We start from the raw sequence: 17,991 nt of genomic DNA on the forward strand, positions 1-17,991 counted from the left end.
TTAGCTCTCCTTTGGCGGCGCGTTATCGCTAATGTAATTCGCTAACTTACAGTACTGCTCAACGGAAATATTTTCCGCACGCATGGCCGGGTCGATACCTAATTCAGTCAACACGTCCACGGTAAAGGTGTTACCGAGGCTGTTGCGAATCGTTTTACGGCGCTGGTTAAACGCTTCAGTGGTGATGCGACTCAGCACGCGTAGCTCTTTGACCGGATGCGGCATAACAGCGTGTGGAACCAGACGCACAACTGCAGATTCCACTTTCGGCGCTGGCGTAAAGGCCGTTGGCGGCACTTCCAGCACGGGAATGATCTGGCAGTAATATTGCGCCATCACGCTTAATCGACCATACGCTTTACTGTTTGGCCCTGCAACCAGTCGGTTGACGACCTCTTTTTGCAGCATGAAGTGCATGTCAGCAATGGCATCAGTATAGCTAAACAGATGGAACATCAGCGGCGTGGAGATGTTATACGGCAGGTTACCGAAGACACGCAGCGGCTGGCCCAGTTTCTCCGACAGCTCGGCAAAGTTCATGGTCATGGCGTCTTGCTGATAAATGGTCAGCTTTGGCCCCAGGAACGGATGCGTTTTCAGACGCGCAGCCAGATCGCGATCCAGTTCGATAACGGTCATTTCGTCGAGACGTTCGCCTACGGGCTCAGTCAGGGCTGCAAGGCCTGGACCGATCTCGACCATTGCCTGGCCTTTTTGTGGATTGATGGCTGACACGATGCTTTCGATAACGAACTGATCGTTAAGGAAGTTTTGCCCGAAACGTTTGCGGGCTAAGTGGCCCTGATGGACTCTAGTATTCATTGAGTATTAATAATCATTTTGATGGCGAGATTAAGCGCCGTAATAAAACTGCCGACATCCGCTTTGCCTTTTCCTGCCAGATCCAGCGCAGTACCGTGGTCAACGGACGTTCGAATAAAAGGTAAGCCGAGCGTGATATTCACTGCACGGCCAAATCCCTGGTATTTTAGCACGGGCAGGCCCTGATCGTGGTACATCGCGAGCACAGCATCCGCACTATCAAGATATTTAGGCTGAAAAAGGGTATCCGCTGGTAGCGGCCCGCTCAGATTCATCCCTTTCGCGCGCATCTCATTCAGCACCGGAATGATCGTATCGATCTCTTCCGTACCCATATGCCCGCCTTCACCCGCATGTGGATTGAGGCCACAGACCAGTACGTGCGGATCCGCAATACCAAATTTGGTGCGCAGATCGTGATGCAAAATCGTAATGATTTCACGCAGTAGTGCTGGCGTTATTGCGTCGGAGATGGCTTTGAGCGGCAAATGCGTTGTTGCCAGTGCAACGCGCAGCTCTTCCGTTGCCAACATCATGACCACGTTATCGCTGTGCGAGCGCTCTTCGAAGAATTCGGTGTGCCCGGTGAAGGGAACGCCTGCGTCGTTAATGACACCTTTATGAACCGGACCAGTAATCAGCGCCGCAAATTCGCCATTCAAACACCCATCACAGGCGCGAGCGAGCGTATCCACCACGTAATGACCATTATCGGTGCTAAGTACGCCGGGCGTAGCAGGTTTGCGAAGTGCAACGGGGAGAAGCGTTAATGTGCCTTGCTGCTGCGGAACAGGTGGCTTGTCGGCATGATAGGGCAAGAGCCTTAAAGGCAGACCGAGCATAGTTGCCCGGTCTTGTAATAGTGTTGCGTCTGCGCAGACCACCAGCTCAACCGGCCAGCTACGCTGCGCAAGCTGGACGACGAGTTCAGGACCAATCCCGGCGGGTTCACCGGGAGTGATGACAACACGCTGTGGTTGCATTAGTTGCTCAGTACTTTTACGTATGCGCTGGCGCGTTGTTCTTGCATCCAGGTTGCCGCTTCTTCAGAGAATTTGCGGTTGAACAGCATACGGTAAGCTCTGTCTTTCTGCGCTGCGTCGGTTTTATCCACGTTGCGCGTATCCAGCAGTTCAATCAAATGCCAGCCGAAAGTAGAGTGGACCGGTGTGCTCATCTGGCCTTTGTTCAGCTTCATCAGCGCATCACGGAAAGCCGGATCGTAGATATCTGCCGCTGCCCAGCCAAGATCACCGCCCTGGTTAGCAGAACCCGGATCCTGAGAAAACTCTTTTGCCGCGTTAGCGAATGAGGTTTTTCCGCTCTTGATATCAGCCGCAATCTGCTCCAGCTTCACGCGAGCCTGATCGTCCGTCATGATTGGAGAAGGTTTCAGGAGAATATGACGAGCATGCACTTCCGTTACGGAGATGTTCTGGCTCTGACCACGCATGTCGTTCACTTTCAGGATGTGGAAACCCACACCTGAACGAATCGGACCCACGATGTCGCCTTTCTTCGCTGTGCTCAGCGCCTGGCCAAAAATAGAAGGCAGTTCCTGAATTCGACCCCAACCCATCTGGCCGCCTTTCAACGCCTGCTGGTCAGCAGAATAGGTAATCGCGAGTTTACCGAAGTCACCGCCGTTGCGCGCCTGTTCAACGATAGAACGCGCCTGGCTTTCAGCTTCAGCGGCCTGATCGGACGTTGGGTTTTCCGGCAGTGGAATCAGGATGTGGCTCAGGTTCAGCTCGGTGCTGGCATCATTCTGATTACCCACCTGCTTCGCCAGTTGATCCACTTCCTGCGGCAGAATGGTGACGCGGCGACGCACTTCGTTATTGCGTACTTCTGAGATCAGCATCTCTTTACGGATCTGATTGCGGTAAGTCGCATAGCTGATGCCGTCATAGGCCAGACGGCTGCGCATCTGATCTAACGTCATATTGTTCTGTTTAGAAATGTTAGCAATCGCCTGATCGAGCTGCTCGTCAGTGACTTTAACGCCCATTTTCTGGCCCATCTGCAACACGATTTGATCCATGATCAAACGTTCCAGGATCTGATGACGCAGCGTGGCGTCATCAGGAAGTTGCTGGCCTGCCTGGCCCGAGTTGAGCTTCACAGATTGCATCATGCCATTCACGTCGCTTTCAAGGACTACACCGTTATTTACAACGGCGGCGACTTTATCAACAACCTGTGGCGCGGCGAAGCTGGTGTTCGCAACCATAGCGATACCGAGCAGCAGCGTTTTCCAGTTCTTCATACTTTTTCCATTTCAATTAACCGCAAAGCGGATTACGTTGTAAATCAAGCACATTACAAGGAACTACGATACGGCAGAATGTTCGAACGCAGCATCTGCTGAGTACCCAGACCGTAGTTGGAACTCAGGCCGCGCAACTCGATATTAAAGCCAATCACGTTATCGTATTTGCTCTGATTGTTGCTGGTATCCCAGCCGTTAAGTTTACGCTCGTAACCGACGCGAATCGCATAACAGCAGGAGTTATATTGCAAACCTAACATTTGGTCAGCTGCCTTGCTGGTATTGGTATCGAAGTAGTACGCCCCCACGACAGACCAGCGATCGGCGATTGGCCAGCTTGCAGTACCCCCCACCTGAGAAATACCTTCTTTATACTGCTGAGCGGTAAAGTTCGGCAATGTCGCCTGGATATATTCCGGGCTGGCATAACGGTAGGTTAACTGCACCAAACGATCTTCGTCACGACGATATTCAAGGGAGGTACTGCTCGTCGAGACATTATTCAGGCGCGTATCGTATTGCACCCCACCGCGAAGACCCCAACGATCGGTCATGCGCCAGTAAGTGTCACCCGCCCAAACCAGCGAACCGGTTTTGTTGTCTTTTTCCCAGTTGATATCATCATCACCGGTGCGCGACTCGGTGAAGTAGTAGATTTGACCCACAGAAACGTTAAAACGTTCAACGGCAGCATCATCATATACGCGGGTGGTGACGCCAGAGGTCAACTGGTTTGCTGATGCGATACGGTCCAGACCACCATAGGTACGGTCGCGGAACAGGCCGCTGTAATCCGATTGCAGGAAGGCAGAGTCGTAGTTATTGATGTTGCTTTGATCGCGATAAGGCACATACAAATACTGCATACGCGGTTCCAGCGTTTGGGTATAACCGCTCGCCAGATTCATATCACGTTCGAAAATCAGTTTCCCGTCCATCTTGAATTGCGGCAACGTACGGTTTACGGACTCTTCCAGATCTGCGTTATTAGTGCTGTTGTAATTATCGAGATTCTTTTGCTGGTAATGCGTTGCCATCAGCTTGGCTTCGGTATCCAGACTCGCCCAATCGTTAGACCACGGCAAATTCACTACCGGCTCGATGTGTAAACGCGTGGCTTCCGGCATATCTGAATTGGTGTTTACAAAATGCACGGCCTGACCGTAGATGCGGGTATCAAACGGGCCAACGTCATTTTGATACCAGTTAACGTCCAGCTGTGGTTCTGCACCGTAGGTGCTGCGCGTCTGGTTGCTAAAGACCTGGAACTGTTTGGACGATACCGTGGCATTGAAGTTTTGAATTGCATAGCCTGCGCTGAATTTCTGCGTCGCATAGCCATCGGTACTGGAACCGTACTTAGAGGTAAAGTCGTTAAAGTAGTTTGGATCGCTGACTTTGGTGTAATTGACGTTGAAGCGCCACACCTGATCCATGACGCCAGCATGTTGCCAGTAGTACAACCAACGGTGGCGATCGCCCTCAGTAGGGTGTTCATCTTCATAAACTTTATCTGAAGGCAGATAATCCAGCTCCATCAGACCTGCACCAGCTTGGGTCAGGTAGCGGAACTCATTTTCCCACATAATATTGCCGCGCTTATGGATATAGTGCGGCGTAATCGTGGCGTCCATATTGGGCGCAATGTTCCAGTAATACGGCAGATAGAACTCAAAATAGTTCGTAGTGCTGTATTTGGCATTCGGGATCAAAAAGCCCGAGCGGCGCTTATCACCGATCGGTAACTGCAAATAAGGGCTATAGAAAACGGGCACTGGGCCCAGTTTAAAGCGCGCATTCCAGATTTCAGCGACCTGTTCTTCTCGGTCGTGAATCACTTCGCTTCCCACCACACTCCAGGTATTCGAGCCAGGAAGGCAAGAGGTGAAAGAGCCGTTTTCCAGAATGGTATAGCGATTTTCACCGCGCTGTTTCATAAGGTCCGCGTTACCGCGCCCTTGACGGCCGACCATCTGGTAATCACCTTCCCAGACGTTAGTATCTTTTGTATTCAGGTTTGACCAGGCTTTCGGACCTTTCAGGATGACCTGATTGTCGTCATAGTGCACATTGCCCAGTGCATCGACCGTGCGTACCGGAGCAGCCGCGCCTTCGGGCTGCTTCTGATGAAGTTGAACTTCATCTGCCTGCAAACGGCTGTTGCCTTGATTAATGTCGACATTGCCCGTAAACGTGGCGTTATCAGGGTAATTACCCTTCGCATGGTCGGCAGTAATCGTGACAGGCAAGCTGTTCGTATCGCCCTGAACCAGCGGGCGATCGTAGCTTGGGACGCCCAGCATACACTGCGAGGCGAGATCGGCGGCTAGCCCCTGTTGGCTATACAGGGCCGCACCAATCATGGTGGCCAGGAGGGTGGGGATACGTTTTTTCATACGTTGTATTTAGTGTTCCATCATCAGTGGCGTTACGCTGGCAAACGGTCAGAGACTATCTTACTCATCAGCGCAGTACCAGCGTTAATCCTGCCCGTTTGCGAGTCAGAGTGTTAGGCTCGCTATCGAATGGCGAGTATGATAATGCAAATTATAGGCGATGTCCCTCAATTGACCGTGGCTCGACCACTGAGATAATGAAGTTGAGTCGGACCAGGAACATGACCGTACGGGGAGTATATGCAGTATTGGGGTAAAATAATTGGCGTCGCATTCGCATTATTGATGGGCGCAGGGTTTTGGGGCGTCTTACTGGGCCTGATTATCGGGCATATGTTTGATAAAGCACGCAGTCGCAAGATTGCGATGTTTGCCAACCAGCGTGAGCGTCAGGCGCTGTTTTTCGCCACCACTTTTGAGGTGATGGGGCACTTAACCAAATCGAAGGGGCGGGTTACGGAAGCAGACATTCAGATCGCTAGCGTATTCATGGATCGAATGAGTCTGCACGGTGAATCTCGTGTGGCGGCGCAAAACGCCTTTCGCATCGGTAAAGCGGATAATTACCCGCTGCGCGAGAAAATGCGTCAGTTCCGTAGCGTCTGCTTCGGACGTTTTGATTTGATTAGGATGTTTCTGGAAATCCAGATTCAGGCGGCGTTCGCCGACGGTTCGCTGCATCCGAACGAACGAGACGTACTGTACGTGATTGCTGAAGAGCTGGGTATTTCCCGTATGCAGTTCGATCAGTTCTTGCGCATGATGCAGGGCGGCGCGCAGTTTGGCGGTGGCTATCAGCAACAGCAGCAATCCGCGGGTGGCGGCTGGCAACAGGCGCAGCGTGGTCCAACGCTGGAAGACGCCTGTAACGTTTTAGGAGTTAAACCGACTGACGATGCGACCACCATAAAGCGCGCCTATCGCAAGCAGATGAGCGAGCATCACCCGGATAAACTCGTTGCTAAAGGGTTACCACCGGAAATGATGGAGATGGCGAAGCAGAAAGCGCAGGAAATTCAGAAAGCGTACGAGCTGATTAAAGAGCAGAAAGGCTTTAAATAATGCGGTGTCTGCCCGGCAAAAACCGGGCGGACATTAAAAGTCGGCAGGCGTTTTAAACGTCATCGACGTGCCAAACGCCGGATGGGTAATGGTCAGCCTCTCAGCATGCAGCTGTAGACGCGGCGCCATTGCCAGCGCTTCCGATGTCGCGTAAAAGCGATCCCCCAGAATCGGATGACCTAACGCCTGCATATGCACACGCAGTTGATGCGAACGCCCCGTAATCGGTTTGAGCAAAATGCGCGCGGTGTTATCCGGCGTATACTCCAACACTTCATACTCCGTCTGCGCGGCTTTGCCGGTCTCAAAGCACACTTTTTGCTTTGGTCGGTTCGGCCAGTCACAGATCAGGGGTAAATCTACCAGCCCTTCCGCTTTTTCCGGATGTCCCCAGATTCGCGCGATGTACTGTTTCTTTGGCTCGCGTTCGCGGAACTGACGCTTCAGTTCGCGCTCGGCGGCTTTGTTCAGAGCCACGACAATCACACCGCTGGTCGCCATATCCAGACGATGCACAGATTCTGCCTGAGGATAATCGCGCTGTACGCGGGTCATCACGCTGTCTTTGTGCTCCTCCAGACGGCCTGGCACGGACAACAACCCGCTCGGCTTGTTGACCACCATAATATGCTCATCCTGATACAGAATGACCAACCAGGGGTCCATTGGCGGATTGTAGGTCTCCATGATCATGTCGCGCTCCGTTTATTGATGCGTCACAACGATCAGACGCAGCGCGTCCAGTCGCCAGCTCGCCTGATCCAGGCTTTCGAGCACCTGCTGACGGTTGCTCTCGATGGCTGCCAGTTCGTCGTCACGGATGTTCGGGTTCACGGCTCTTAACGCTTCCAGACGAGAAAGTTCTGCCGAGAGTTTTTCATCGGCTTCGCGACGTGCGGAATCGATCAGCGCTCGCGCGGCTTTCTCAATTTGCGCTTCGCCCTGCTGCAATATGGCGTGGACGTCCTGTTGAACGGCATTCACCAGCTTGCTGCCCGTATGACGATTCACCGCGCTGAGCTGACGGTTAAAGCTCTCAAACTCCACCTGAGCCGCCAGGTTGGTGCCATTTTTGTCCAGCATCAGGCGCACCGGTGTCGCAGGCAAGAAGCGGTTAAGTTGCAGCTGTTTTGGTGCCTGTGCTTCAACGACATAGATCAGTTCAAGCAGCAGCGTACCCACCGGCAGGGCTTTGTTTTTCAGCAGCGAAATGGTGCTGCTCCCGGTATCACCGGACAAAATCAGATCCAGGCCGTTACGAATCAGCGGATGTTCCCAGGTGATGAACTGCGCATCTTCACGAGAAAGTGCCACATCACGTTCAAAGGTGATGGTGCAACCATCTTCCGGCAGGCCAGGGAAATCAGGCACCAGCATGTGATCGGACGGCGTCAGAACAATCATGTTTTCGCCACGGTCGTCCTGGTTAATCCCTACGATATCAAACAGGTTCATCGCAAAGCTGATCAGGCTGGTGTCGTCATCTTGTTCTTCAATGCTTTCTGCCAGGGCTTGTGCTTTCTCGCCGCCGTTGGAGTGGATCTCCAGCAGACGGTCACGACCCTGCTCCAGCTGAATCTTCAGCGCATCGTGTTTTTCGCGACAGGTTTTAATCAGATCGTCAAAACCGTCGGTATTTTCCGGCGATGCCAGATAGCCAATCAAATCACTGTGCACCTGATCGTAAATGGTGCGTCCGGTCGGGCAGGTATGTTCAAACGCATCCAGCCCTTCGTGGAACCAACGCACCAGCACGGACTGCGCGGTATTTTCCAGGTACGGGACGTGGATTTGAATATCATGCGCCTGGCCAATACGGTCCAGACGGCCAATACGCTGTTCCAGCAGATCCGGGTTAAACGGCAGATCGAACATCACCAGTTTGCTGGCGAACTGGAAGTTACGGCCTTCTGAACCGATTTCGGAACACAGCAGAACCTGCGCGCCGCTGTCTTCTTCGCCAAACCATGCCGCCGCGCGGTCACGTTCGATGATAGACATCCCTTCGTGGAACACCGCCGCGCGAATACCTTCACGCTCGCGCAGGACCTGTTCCAGCTGAAGCGCGGTGGCTGCTTTGGCGCAAATCACGAGCACTTTCTGCGAACGATGCGCGGTCAAATAGCCCATCAGCCATTCAACGCGTGGATCGAAGTTCCACCAGGTTCCGGTATCGCCTTCAAACTCCTGATAAATCTGCTCCGGATACAGCATATCGCGAGCGCGTTCTTCAGCACTTTTACGCGCACCCATAATTCCAGAAACTTTAATCGCCGTCTGATATTGCGTCGGCAGCGGCAGTTTGATGGTGTGCAGTTCGCGTTTCGGGAAACCTTTGACACCGTTACGGGTGTTACGGAACAGCACGCGGCTGGTGCCGTGGCGGTCCATCAGCATGGAAACCAGTTCCTGACGCGCGGCTTCAGCGCCGTCACGATCGCTGTTGGCCGTCTGCAAAAGCGGCTCAATATCCTGTTCACCAATCAAATCGCTCAACGTATTAAGCTCATCGTTGGAAAGATGTTTGCCAGCCAGCAGTAGGGCGACCGCATCGGCCACCGGACGGTAATTCTGCTGTTCTTCAACAAACACGTCAAAATCGTGGAAACGGTTGGGATCGAGCAGGCGCAAGCGCGCAAAATGGCTTTCCAGTCCCAGCTGTTCTGGCGTTGCCGTCAGAAGCAGAATACCGGGGACGCGTTCCGCCAGCTGTTCAATCGCCATGTACTCGCGGCTTGGGGCGTTTTCGCTCCAGACCAGATGGTGCGCTTCATCGACGACCAGCAGATCCCACTCAGCATCGCAAAGATGCTCAAGGCGCTGCTTGCTGCGACGCACAAAGTCGAGGGAGCAAATCACCAGTTGCTCGGTTTCGAACGGGTTCTCAGCGTCGTGCTGGGCTTCGGCATAACGCTCGTCATCGAACAGGGAAAAACGCAGGTTAAAGCGGCGCAGCATTTCGACCAGCCACTGGTGTTGCAGGGTTTCAGGCACCACGATCAGCACACGTTCCGCGGCACCAGACAGCAACTGTTGGTGCAAAATCATGCCCGCTTCGATGGTTTTACCCAGGCCTACTTCATCCGCCAGCAGCACGCGCGGCGCGTGACGACGCCCCACGTCGTGAGCGATGTTGAGCTGATGCGGAATCAGGCTGGTGCGCTGTCCACGCAGGCCGCTCCACGGCATGCGGTACTGTTCGCTCTGGAACTTGCGCGCGCGATAGCGCAGTGCGAAGCGGTCCATACGGTCAATCTGGCCGGCGAACAGGCGATCCTGAGGCTTGCTGAACACCAGACGGCTATCGAGCATCACTTCGCGCAGCATAACGTCTGCTTCATCGGTATCGACACGCGTTCCGATATAGGCGAGCAGCCCGTTCTCTTCTTTTACGTCTTCAATCTTCAGCTGCCAGCCTTCATGGCTGGTGACGGTGTCGCCCGGATTAAACATGACACGGGTAACAGGGGAGTCATTGCGTGCATACAGACGGTTTTCACCGGTTGCAGGGAACATAATAGTGACCATTCGCGCATCCAGCGCCACTACCGTTCCTAATCCGAGTTCGCTTTCTGTATCGCTGATCCAGCGTTGACCAAGTGTAAAAGGCATAGTTGTTCGGCTCTAATCTTTAATTGCAGGCAATAGTTCAACCGCCGTCGCAGAATGACGGCCATCGAAAAATGGGTCCGGGAATGGAAAGGGCGCTATGGTACTGGATGAAGGCGTTTTCGTCACGCGTCAAAATAGCCCAAGTTGTCCTGTCATGAGTGTAGCAAAATCATCGTCGACGAAAGGTAAAATTCCATCGGCGACGGGCATAAGCTGTCGCGTGAGGTAGTGATCGTAGTCGAGCGGCGACTGTTGATAATCCACGGGCTCCGGGCCGCTGGTGGTCCACACATACTTAATGGTCCCCCGATTTTGATACTGTGGCGCGCGGCCACGGCGCACGTTTTCCTCATCCGCCAGACGCGCTGCGCGAACGTGCGGAGGCACATTACGCTGGTACTCTTCCAGCGGGCGGCGCAGGCGCTTGCGATAGACCAGTTGGCTGTCCAGCTCGCCGGCCATCAGGCTGGCAATCGTCTCGCGGACGTAATCCTGATACGGTTCATTGCGAAACACGCGCAGATACAGCGTTTGCTGGAACTGCTGCGCCAGCGGCGTCCAGTCGGTACGCACGGTTTCCAGGCCTTTAAATACCATGCGTTGCTCTTTGCCTTCCTGAATTAACCCTGCATACCGTTTCTTGCTGCCCTGTTCAGTGCCGCGAATTGTCGGCATCAAAAATCGACAAAAGTGGGTTTCGAATTCCAGTTCCAGCGCGCTGGTTAAGCGCTCTTTTTGCAAATGGTTATGCCACCACTCGTTCACGAAAGAGACCAGATGTTTGCCGATTTTCGCGGCGTCTTCTTCGCTGTGCGCGCCTTTTAGCCAGACGAACGTCGAGTCGGTATCACCGTAAATCACGTCATAGCCCTGCGATTCCACCAGCGCTTTGGTCTGGCGCATAATTTCGTGTCCACGCATCGTGATCGACGAGGCCAGACGCGGATCGAAGAAGCGGCAGGCGCTGGTCCCCAGCACGCCGTAAAAAGCATTCATAATGATCTTCAGAGCCTGGGAGAGCGGTTTATTGCCGTGTCGTTTGGCTTCTTCGCGGCCGTGCCAGATCTGGCTGACAATTTCTGGCAGGCAGTTTTTCTCGCGCGAAAAGCGTGCGCCTAAAAATCCTTCGGTGCTGTGCGCCTCGTCGGGCTGCGCCATACCTTCCACCAGACCGACCGGATCGATCAGGAACGTGCGAATGATCGACGGATACAGACTTTTATAATCCAGCACCAGAACCGAGTCATACAGCCCAGGCCTGGAGTCCATCACATAGCCGCCAGGGCTGGCCTGAGGAGGGACTTCGCCAAGATTGGGGGCGACGTAACCGGCGCGGTGCATACGAGGAATATAGAGGTGACCAAACGCGGCGACCGATCCGCCGTGACGATCGACCGCCAGACCGTTGACGGTCGCGCGCTCTAACAGGAACGGCATAATCTCCGTCTTGTGGAAAATGCGCGTTACCAGCTCGCAGTCTTTCAGGTTATAAGTGGCCAGCGCCGGTTTATCTTCGTGAAAGCGTCGGTCGATCTCGTCCATGCGATCCCACGGATTATCGATCGATTTCCCTTCGCCGAGTAGCTCTCGCGACACCGCCTCCAGCGAGAAAGAGGAAAAACTCCAGAAAGCCGATTTCAGCGCGTCGATACCGTCGATGATCAAACGGCCATTCGCCTGGGCGAAAAACACGCCGTTTTTGAAACCGTGCTCGCGCCACTCAAGCTCGCTATTGCCGCGCCCGAGGACCAGCGGAATGCGATAGCGTTCGGCGTGTTTTTGCAGGACGCGCAAATCAAACTGCACCACGTTCCAGCCGATGAGCACATCGGGATCGTGTCTGGCAAACCACTGATTCAGCTTTTCGAGTAATTGCGGGCGGCTGTTAACGTACTCAAGCTCAAAATCCAGCCCGGAGGCATCGCCGTTTGGCGGCCCAAGCATATACACAATGCGTTGCCCGCAGCCTTCCAGCCCGATGCAGTACAGCTCGCCGTGGCGCGTGGTTTCGATATCCAGCGACACCCATTTCAAAGGGGGACGATAATGTGGATTGGGTTTCAGCCGGGCGTTGGTGAGCTTGCTGCCCTGCGGGGTACCGTCGACCCAAACGGGGGCGGTGATAAAACGCTCCATCAGGAAACGTTCAGGCGGGCGGATATCCGCTTCATACAGGGTAACGCCCGCTTCACGCAGCAGCTTTTCGAAACGCATCAGTTGGCGATGGGCGCGACAATAAAGGCCGTAAACGGGCTGACGGTGGAAATCTTTCAGGTCCAGCGGCGTGATGCGCCAGCCGTTTTCACCGCGCAGCACGTCCTTCGTTTTTTCGACGTGCTGTTCCGGTATAAACGCCACGGACTCCTGCGGCGGCAGCGTCACGTTCAGCGGACCGGTATCCGTCGCCAGCCAGAATTCGACCTCGGTGCCCTGAGCCGTGTCCCGCCAGTGCCGGGTCAGTAAAAAGCCTTCTTGCGCCTGCGCCACGCCATTATCCCATCAAACAAAACCAGGCCTGATTATAGCCTGGTTAGGGATGTTGTGCTGGGATTTTATACAGGTGTTATGGCGTGCGTTTTGCAGCCCTCTCACGGGGAGAGGGCACGATCACTGGCCGTAATAGGCCTTCGCGCCGTGTTTGCGCAGATAGTGTTTATCCAGCAGCGTTTGTTGCATATCCGGCAGTTGCGGAGATAACTGGCGCGTGAAGATGCCCATATAGGCGATCTCTTCCAGCACAATGGCGTTATGCACCGCATCTTCGGCGTTTTTGCCCCACGCGAACGGGCCGTGAGAGTGCACCAGCACGCCCGGCATCTGGGCAGCATCGAGCCCTTGTTTTTCAAAGGTTTCGACAATCACATTGCCGGTTTCCCACTCATATTCGCCGTTGATTTCGCCGTCGGTCATTTTACGCGTGCAGGGCACCGCACCGTAGAAGTAGTCCGCGTGCGTGGTGCCTGTCGCGGGGATAGAAAGCCCGGCCTGCGCCCAGATAGTGGCGTGGCGAGAGTGCGTATGTACGATGCCGCCAATCGACGGAAATGATTGATACAGCAGGCGATGGGTCGGCGTATCCGAGGAGGGCTTTTTGTTGCCTTCCACCACTTCACCTGTCGCGAGACTGACAACCACCATATCGTCGGCGGTCATCACCGTGTAATCAACGCCGGACGGCTTAATGATAAACACGCCTTTTTCACGATCGACGGCGCTCACGTTGCCCCAGGTCAGCGTGACGAGGTTATGTTTTGGCAGCGCCAGATTGGCGTCGAGTACCTGACGTTTGAGATCTTCTAACATGCAATCCTCCAGGAAAAAAAGCCCGCCCTGCGGCAGGCTAAAGGTTCCCTGTTAACGTTTTGAACCGTAATACACTTCGTTCCAGCGCAGCGCGTCTTTAAACGCTGGCAGACGGGTATCGTTGTCGATAACGGTCAGCTCGATGTCGTGCAGTTCAGCGAACTGGCGCATGTCGTTCAGGTCCAGCGAATGGCTGAAGACGGTGTGGTGTGCACCACCGGCCACGATCCACGCTTCGGACGCCGTTGGCAGATCCGGCTGGGCTTTCCACAGCGCGTTCGCCACCGGCAGTTTCGGCAGAGAGTGCGGGGTTTCGACGGTATCAACGCAGTTCACCAGCAGGCGGAAACGATCGCCCAGGTCGATGAGGCTGGCGTTAATCGCCGGGCCAGTACGGGTGTTGAAGATCAGGCGTGCTGGATCGGCTTTGCCGCCGATGCCCAGATACTGCACGTCGAGGATCGGTTTCTCTTCAACGGCGATCGAAGGACACACTTCCAGCATGTGCGAGCCCAGCACCAGATCGTTGCCGTTCTCAAAGTGGTAGGTGTAATCCTCCATAAATGAGGTGCCGCCCTGTAGACCGGTCGACATCACCTTCATGATGCGAAGCAGGGCGGCGGTTTTCCAGTCGCCTTCGCCCGCAAAGCCGTAGCCCTGCTGCATCAGACGTTGTACTGCGAGGCCTGGAAGCTGTTTCAGGCCATGGAGATCTTCAAACGTGGTGGTGAACGCATGGAAGCCGCCCTGTTCAAGGAAGCGCTTCATGCCCAGCTCAATACGCGCAGCATCCAACACGTTCTGGCGTTTATCGCCTTTAACCTGAGCGGCCGCGGTCAGGCGATAGCTGCTTTCATACTCATCAACCAGCGCGCTCACATCGCCATCGCTGATTTCATTCACCACCTGTACCAGATCGCCGACCGCCCAGGTATTCACTGAGAAGCCAAATTTAATCTGTGCTGCGACTTTATCACCGTCGGTGACGGCCACTTCGCGCATGTTATCGCCGAAACGTACCACTTTCAGATGGCGGGTATCTTGTTTTGATACGGCCTGACGCATCCAGGAGCCGATACGTTTTTGCGCGTGTTGATCCTGCCAGTGCCCGGTCACTACCGCGTGCTGCTGGCGCATACGCGCACCGATAAAACCAAACTCGCGGCCGCCGTGCGCGGTCTGGTTCAGGTTCATAAAGTCCATATCGATGCTATCCCATGGCAGGGACGCGTTGAACTGAGTATGGAACTGCAGCAGCGGTTTATTGAGGATGGTCAGGCCGTTAATCCACATTTTGGCCGGAGAGAAGGTGTGCAGCCACACCACCATACCAGCGCATTTATCGTCGTAATTGGCGTCGCGACAAATGTGGGTGATTTCGTCCGGCGTGGTGCCGAGCGGTTTAAGCACCAGTTTGCACGGCAGTTTAGCTTCTGCGTTCAGCGCATTAACAACGTGTTCCGCGTGTTGAGTCACCTGACGCAGCGCTTCCGGTCCGTATAAATGCTGGCTGCCAATCACAAACCACACTTCATAATTATTAAAAATGGTCATTATCGTGTCCTTAATGTGTCAGGGTTGCCGGTTTTTCCGCGCTGTTTTTGGCGGGGGCGGCGACAGGGAGATAGTGTTGTTCAGCGCTTTTCGACCATTGCAGGTAGCGCTGATAAAGTTGTTCAAAGCGTTGTGCTTGCTGAGGGCGCGGCTGAAGCGTGTTTTCAACTTTGCTCGCCATGTGCTGCTGCGCGGTCGGGATATCGGCGTGAACGCCTGCCGCGACGGCGGCAAAAATCGCCGCACCCAGCGCGCAGCACTGATCGGAGGCGACAATTTGCAGCGGACGATTCAGGACGTCGCAGCAGGCCTGCATGATCACCTGATTTTTACGGGCGATACCGCCCAGCGCCATCACCTCGTTTACGGCGATACCTTGTTCGGTGAAGCACTCCATAATCGCGCGCGCCCCAAACGCGGTCGCCGCAATCAGGCCGCCAAACAGCGCAGGCGCATCGGTTGCCAGGTTGAGATCCGCGATCACCCCTTTGAGTCGCTGGTTGGCAAACGGAGTACGGCGACCGTTGAACCAGTCGAGCACCACCGGGAGATGATCAAGAGACGGATTTTTTGCCCACGCCTCGGTGAGCTGCGGGAGCAGCATTTTTTTGCTGGCATCAATTTGCGGTTTCAGCTCCGGATGCGTCGCGGCCAGCTGATCCAGCGGCCAGCACAGCACGCGTCCAAACCAGGCGTAGATATCGCCAAAGGCGGACTGCCCGGCTTCGAGACCGATAAAGTCAGGGACAACGCTTCCGTCAACCTGGCCACAAATGCCTTTTACCGCGCGGTCGCCCACGGTGGCTTTATCGGCGGTCAAAATGTCGCAGGTTGATGTGCCGATCACTTTGACCAGCGTATTCGGCTGCGCGCCAGCGCCAACGGCACCCATATGGCAGTCGAACGCGCCGCCGGAAATCGCGACGTTTTGTGGCAGACCCAAGCGTTGCGCCCACTCTTCGTTGAGCGTGCCTACCGGGATATCGGCGGTGAAGGTGTCGGTAAAGAGCGGGTATTTCAGGCTCTGGTTGATAATCGGGTCGAGCTCATCAAAGAACGCAGCAGGTGGCAGGCCGCCCCAGCTTTCGTGCCAGAGTGATTTATGCCCTGCGCTACAGCGCCCGCGACGGATATCCTCAGGTCGCGTTGTGCCGGACAGCAGCGCCGGAACCCAGTCGCACAGCTCAATCCAGGAGACAGCGGCTTGCGCCACGGCGCGGTCCGCGCGGGTGACGTGCAGGATTTTTGCCCAGAACCATTCGCTGGAGTAAATCCCACCGATGTAGCGCGAGTAGTCGGCTTTGCCCGGCTGATGGCACAAACGGGTGATGGCTTCGGCTTCTTCGACCGCGGTATGGTCTTTCCACAGCACGAACATGGCGTTCGGGTTATCGGCAAATTCAGGACGCAGCGCCAGCACGCGGCCTTCAGCATCGACAGGCGCAGGCGTTGAGCCGGTACTGTCCACGCCGATTCCGACAATCTGCGCACGCTGTTCTTTACTCAACTCGGCCAGCACGGTTTTGATCGCCGCTTCCATCGATTCGATGTAATCACGCGGATGATGACGGAACTGATTATTTGGCGCATCGCAGTAACGCCCCTCTTGCCAGCGCGGATACCATTCGACGCTGGTCGCTATTTCCTGCCCCGTACGACACTCCACCGCCAGAGCGCGTACCGAGTCACTTCCAAAATCGAGGCCAATCGCAATTGCCATTTCTGTTGCTCCATCAAAAAACGGGTATGAATCAACATTAGAGATTGAGGGAAAAAATCGTCAGGCAGGATCCGCTAATCTTATGGACTAAATTGCTGTTAAGGTTGAAAGTGTGACGCTGTGCAAATAATCAATGTGGACATTTCTGCCGTAGTTATAGACACTTTTGTTACTGCTGTTTCGCCTGAAGTGGCGGATAAATCTGGGATAAATGCTGAATTAAGGCGGATCGGAAAGCGCGCGGATGCAATGAACGTCTTTTAACGCCCCGTTTTTAGACCGCTTTTCTCGATATGGACAATTTGTTTCCTTCTTGACCGTTGGGAGTCACCAATTTATGGCCGAAATACAAAACGATCCCTTGCTGCCGGGTTACTCCTTCAACGCCCATCTGGTCGCGGGTTTGACCCCCATTGAAGCCGACGGCTATCTCGACTTTTTTGTCGATCGACCGCTCGGAATGAAGGGGTACATTCTGAATATCACCGTGCGTGGCGAAGGGGTGATCCACAATAACGATCGGCAATTTGTCTGTCGGCCAGGGGATATTTTGCTGTTCCCGCCGGGGGAAGTGCATCACTACGGACGTCATCCAGATGCCAAAGAGTGGTATCACCAGTGGGTCTATTTCCGTCCGCGTGCTTACTGGCAGGAGTGGCTGGCGTGGCCGGCGATTTTTGCTCACACCGGTTATTACCGCCCGGATGAGGCGCACCAGGCGCAGTTTCGCGAACTGTTTGCCCAGATTATTGATGCGCAGGTAGGGGGGCGTTACGCGGAACTGCTGGCGATAAACCTGCTGGAACAGCTGCTGCTGCGGCGCATGGAGGCGATCAACGCATCGCTTAACCCGCCGCTGGATCACCGCGTGCGCGACGCCTGCCAGTACATCAGTGACCATCTGGCGGACAGCCAGTTTGATATTGCGGGTGTCGCCCAGCACGTTTGCCTGTCGCCATCGCGTCTGTCGCACCTGTTTCGCCAGCAGCTTGGCGTCAGCGTGTTGAGCTGGCGAGAGGATCAGCGCATCAGTCAGGCCAAACTGCTGCTCAGTACAACGCGAATGCCGATCGCCACCGTCGGGCGCAACGTGGGCTTTGAAGATCAGCTCTATTTTTCGCGCGTATTCAAAAAATGTACCGGTGCCAGCCCCAGCGAATTCCGCGCCGGATGTGAATAAATAGTAAAAAAAATTAAACAAACAGGTGAAGTCCGGCAGTAACCAGTAAACTCTTCAGACAATTGTTGTC

The 17,991-nt window shown here is 54.6% G+C and carries 12 protein-coding genes; 2 read left to right on the forward strand and 10 right to left on the reverse strand.

The window, feature by feature from the left end:
• The 4 genes from rsmA to lptD are packed head-to-tail and all read right to left on the reverse strand — an operon-like array spanning position 1 to position 5,490.
• Positions 1–822: a 16S rRNA (adenine(1518)-N(6)/adenine(1519)-N(6))-dimethyltransferase RsmA gene (rsmA, locus tag I6L74_RS11720; protein ID WP_012016009.1), complete on the reverse strand. Its 822-nt coding sequence runs from the start codon at positions 820–822 to the stop codon at positions 1–3.
• Positions 819–1,805 carry a 4-hydroxythreonine-4-phosphate dehydrogenase PdxA gene (gene pdxA, locus I6L74_RS11725; protein ID WP_059180149.1) on the reverse strand — a complete coding sequence of 329 codons (987 nt, stop codon included), beginning with the start codon at positions 1,803–1,805 and terminating at the stop codon, positions 819–821. Before pdxA ends, rsmA begins: the two co-directional genes overlap by 4 nt.
• Positions 1,805–3,091, reverse strand: a complete 1,287-nt coding sequence (gene surA / locus I6L74_RS11730) for a peptidylprolyl isomerase SurA (RefSeq protein WP_059180148.1) — start codon at positions 3,089–3,091, stop codon at positions 1,805–1,807. Before surA ends, pdxA begins: the two co-directional genes overlap by 1 nt.
• A 53-nt stretch (positions 3,092–3,144) precedes the next feature.
• Positions 3,145–5,490: an LPS assembly protein LptD gene (gene lptD, locus I6L74_RS11735; RefSeq protein WP_059180147.1), complete on the reverse strand. Its 2,346-nt coding sequence runs from the start codon at positions 5,488–5,490 to the stop codon at positions 3,145–3,147.
• 240 nt (positions 5,491–5,730) lie between these two features.
• Between lptD and djlA the strand changes: the two genes are divergently transcribed.
• Positions 5,731–6,552, forward strand: coding sequence for a co-chaperone DjlA (gene djlA / locus I6L74_RS11740; RefSeq protein ID WP_012016013.1), 822 nt, complete (start codon positions 5,731–5,733; stop codon positions 6,550–6,552).
• Positions 6,553–6,585: 33 nt separating this feature from the next.
• On the opposite strand, the gene rluA is transcribed toward djlA, so the two are convergent.
• From rluA to araB, 6 genes are all read right to left on the reverse strand, one after another.
• Positions 6,586–7,245, reverse strand: a complete 660-nt coding sequence (rluA, locus tag I6L74_RS11745; protein ID WP_059180146.1) for a bifunctional tRNA pseudouridine(32) synthase/23S rRNA pseudouridine(746) synthase RluA — start codon at positions 7,243–7,245, stop codon at positions 6,586–6,588.
• A 12-nt stretch (positions 7,246–7,257) separates the two neighbouring features.
• Positions 7,258–10,164 carry an RNA polymerase-associated protein RapA gene (gene rapA, locus I6L74_RS11750; RefSeq protein ID WP_059180145.1) on the reverse strand — a complete coding sequence of 969 codons (2,907 nt, stop codon included), beginning with the start codon at positions 10,162–10,164 and terminating at the stop codon, positions 7,258–7,260.
• A 129-nt stretch (positions 10,165–10,293) separates the two neighbouring features.
• A complete protein-coding gene (polB, locus tag I6L74_RS11755; RefSeq protein ID WP_059180144.1) occupies positions 10,294–12,651 on the reverse strand; it encodes a DNA polymerase II in 2,358 nt (785 codons plus the stop codon).
• A gap of 120 nt (positions 12,652–12,771) precedes the next feature.
• Entirely contained in the window at positions 12,772–13,467 is a 696-nt protein-coding gene (gene araD / locus I6L74_RS11760; protein ID WP_059180143.1) for an L-ribulose-5-phosphate 4-epimerase, read from the reverse strand.
• 51 nt (positions 13,468–13,518) lie between these two features.
• The gene (gene araA / locus I6L74_RS11765; RefSeq protein WP_059180142.1) at positions 13,519–15,021 is read right to left on the reverse strand and encodes an L-arabinose isomerase; all 1,503 of its coding nucleotides are present in this window, start codon (positions 15,019–15,021) and stop codon (positions 13,519–13,521) included.
• 10 nt (positions 15,022–15,031) lie between these two features.
• Entirely contained in the window at positions 15,032–16,741 is a 1,710-nt protein-coding gene (araB, locus tag I6L74_RS11770) for a ribulokinase (protein WP_059180141.1), read from the reverse strand.
• Positions 16,742–17,078: 337 nt separating this feature from the next.
• Here araB and araC point away from each other — a divergent pair, with 337 nt between their 5' ends.
• Positions 17,079–17,921, forward strand: coding sequence for an arabinose operon transcriptional regulator AraC (gene araC / locus I6L74_RS11775; RefSeq protein ID WP_059180140.1), 843 nt, complete (start codon positions 17,079–17,081; stop codon positions 17,919–17,921).
• The last annotated feature ends 70 nt before the right edge of the window (positions 17,922–17,991 follow it).

The organism is Lelliottia amnigena (assembly GCF_019047465.1).
In the GTDB taxonomy this organism is placed as follows: domain Bacteria; phylum Pseudomonadota; class Gammaproteobacteria; order Enterobacterales; family Enterobacteriaceae; genus Enterobacter; species Enterobacter amnigenus.

Coding starts and splice junctions, on each gene's coding strand:
- araD (WP_059180143.1), bottom strand. CDS start 13,467: ATGTTAGAAGATCTCAAACGTCAGGTACTCGACGCCAATCTGGCGCTG.
- rsmA (WP_012016009.1), bottom strand. CDS start 822: ATGAATACTAGAGTCCATCAGGGCCACTTAGCCCGCAAACGTTTCGGG.
- rluA (WP_059180146.1), bottom strand. CDS start 7,245: ATGATCATGGAGACCTACAATCCGCCAATGGACCCCTGGTTGGTCATT.
- djlA (WP_012016013.1), top strand. CDS start 5,731: ATGCAGTATTGGGGTAAAATAATTGGCGTCGCATTCGCATTATTGATG.
- araB (WP_059180141.1), bottom strand. CDS start 16,741: ATGGCAATTGCGATTGGCCTCGATTTTGGAAGTGACTCGGTACGCGCT.
- pdxA (WP_059180149.1), bottom strand. CDS start 1,805: ATGCAACCACAGCGTGTTGTCATCACTCCCGGTGAACCCGCCGGGATT.
- araA (WP_059180142.1), bottom strand. CDS start 15,021: ATGACCATTTTTAATAATTATGAAGTGTGGTTTGTGATTGGCAGCCAG.
- araC (WP_059180140.1), top strand. CDS start 17,079: ATGGCCGAAATACAAAACGATCCCTTGCTGCCGGGTTACTCCTTCAAC.
- surA (WP_059180148.1), bottom strand. CDS start 3,091: ATGAAGAACTGGAAAACGCTGCTGCTCGGTATCGCTATGGTTGCGAAC.
- lptD (WP_059180147.1), bottom strand. CDS start 5,490: ATGAAAAAACGTATCCCCACCCTCCTGGCCACCATGATTGGTGCGGCC.
- rapA (WP_059180145.1), bottom strand. CDS start 10,164: ATGCCTTTTACACTTGGTCAACGCTGGATCAGCGATACAGAAAGCGAA.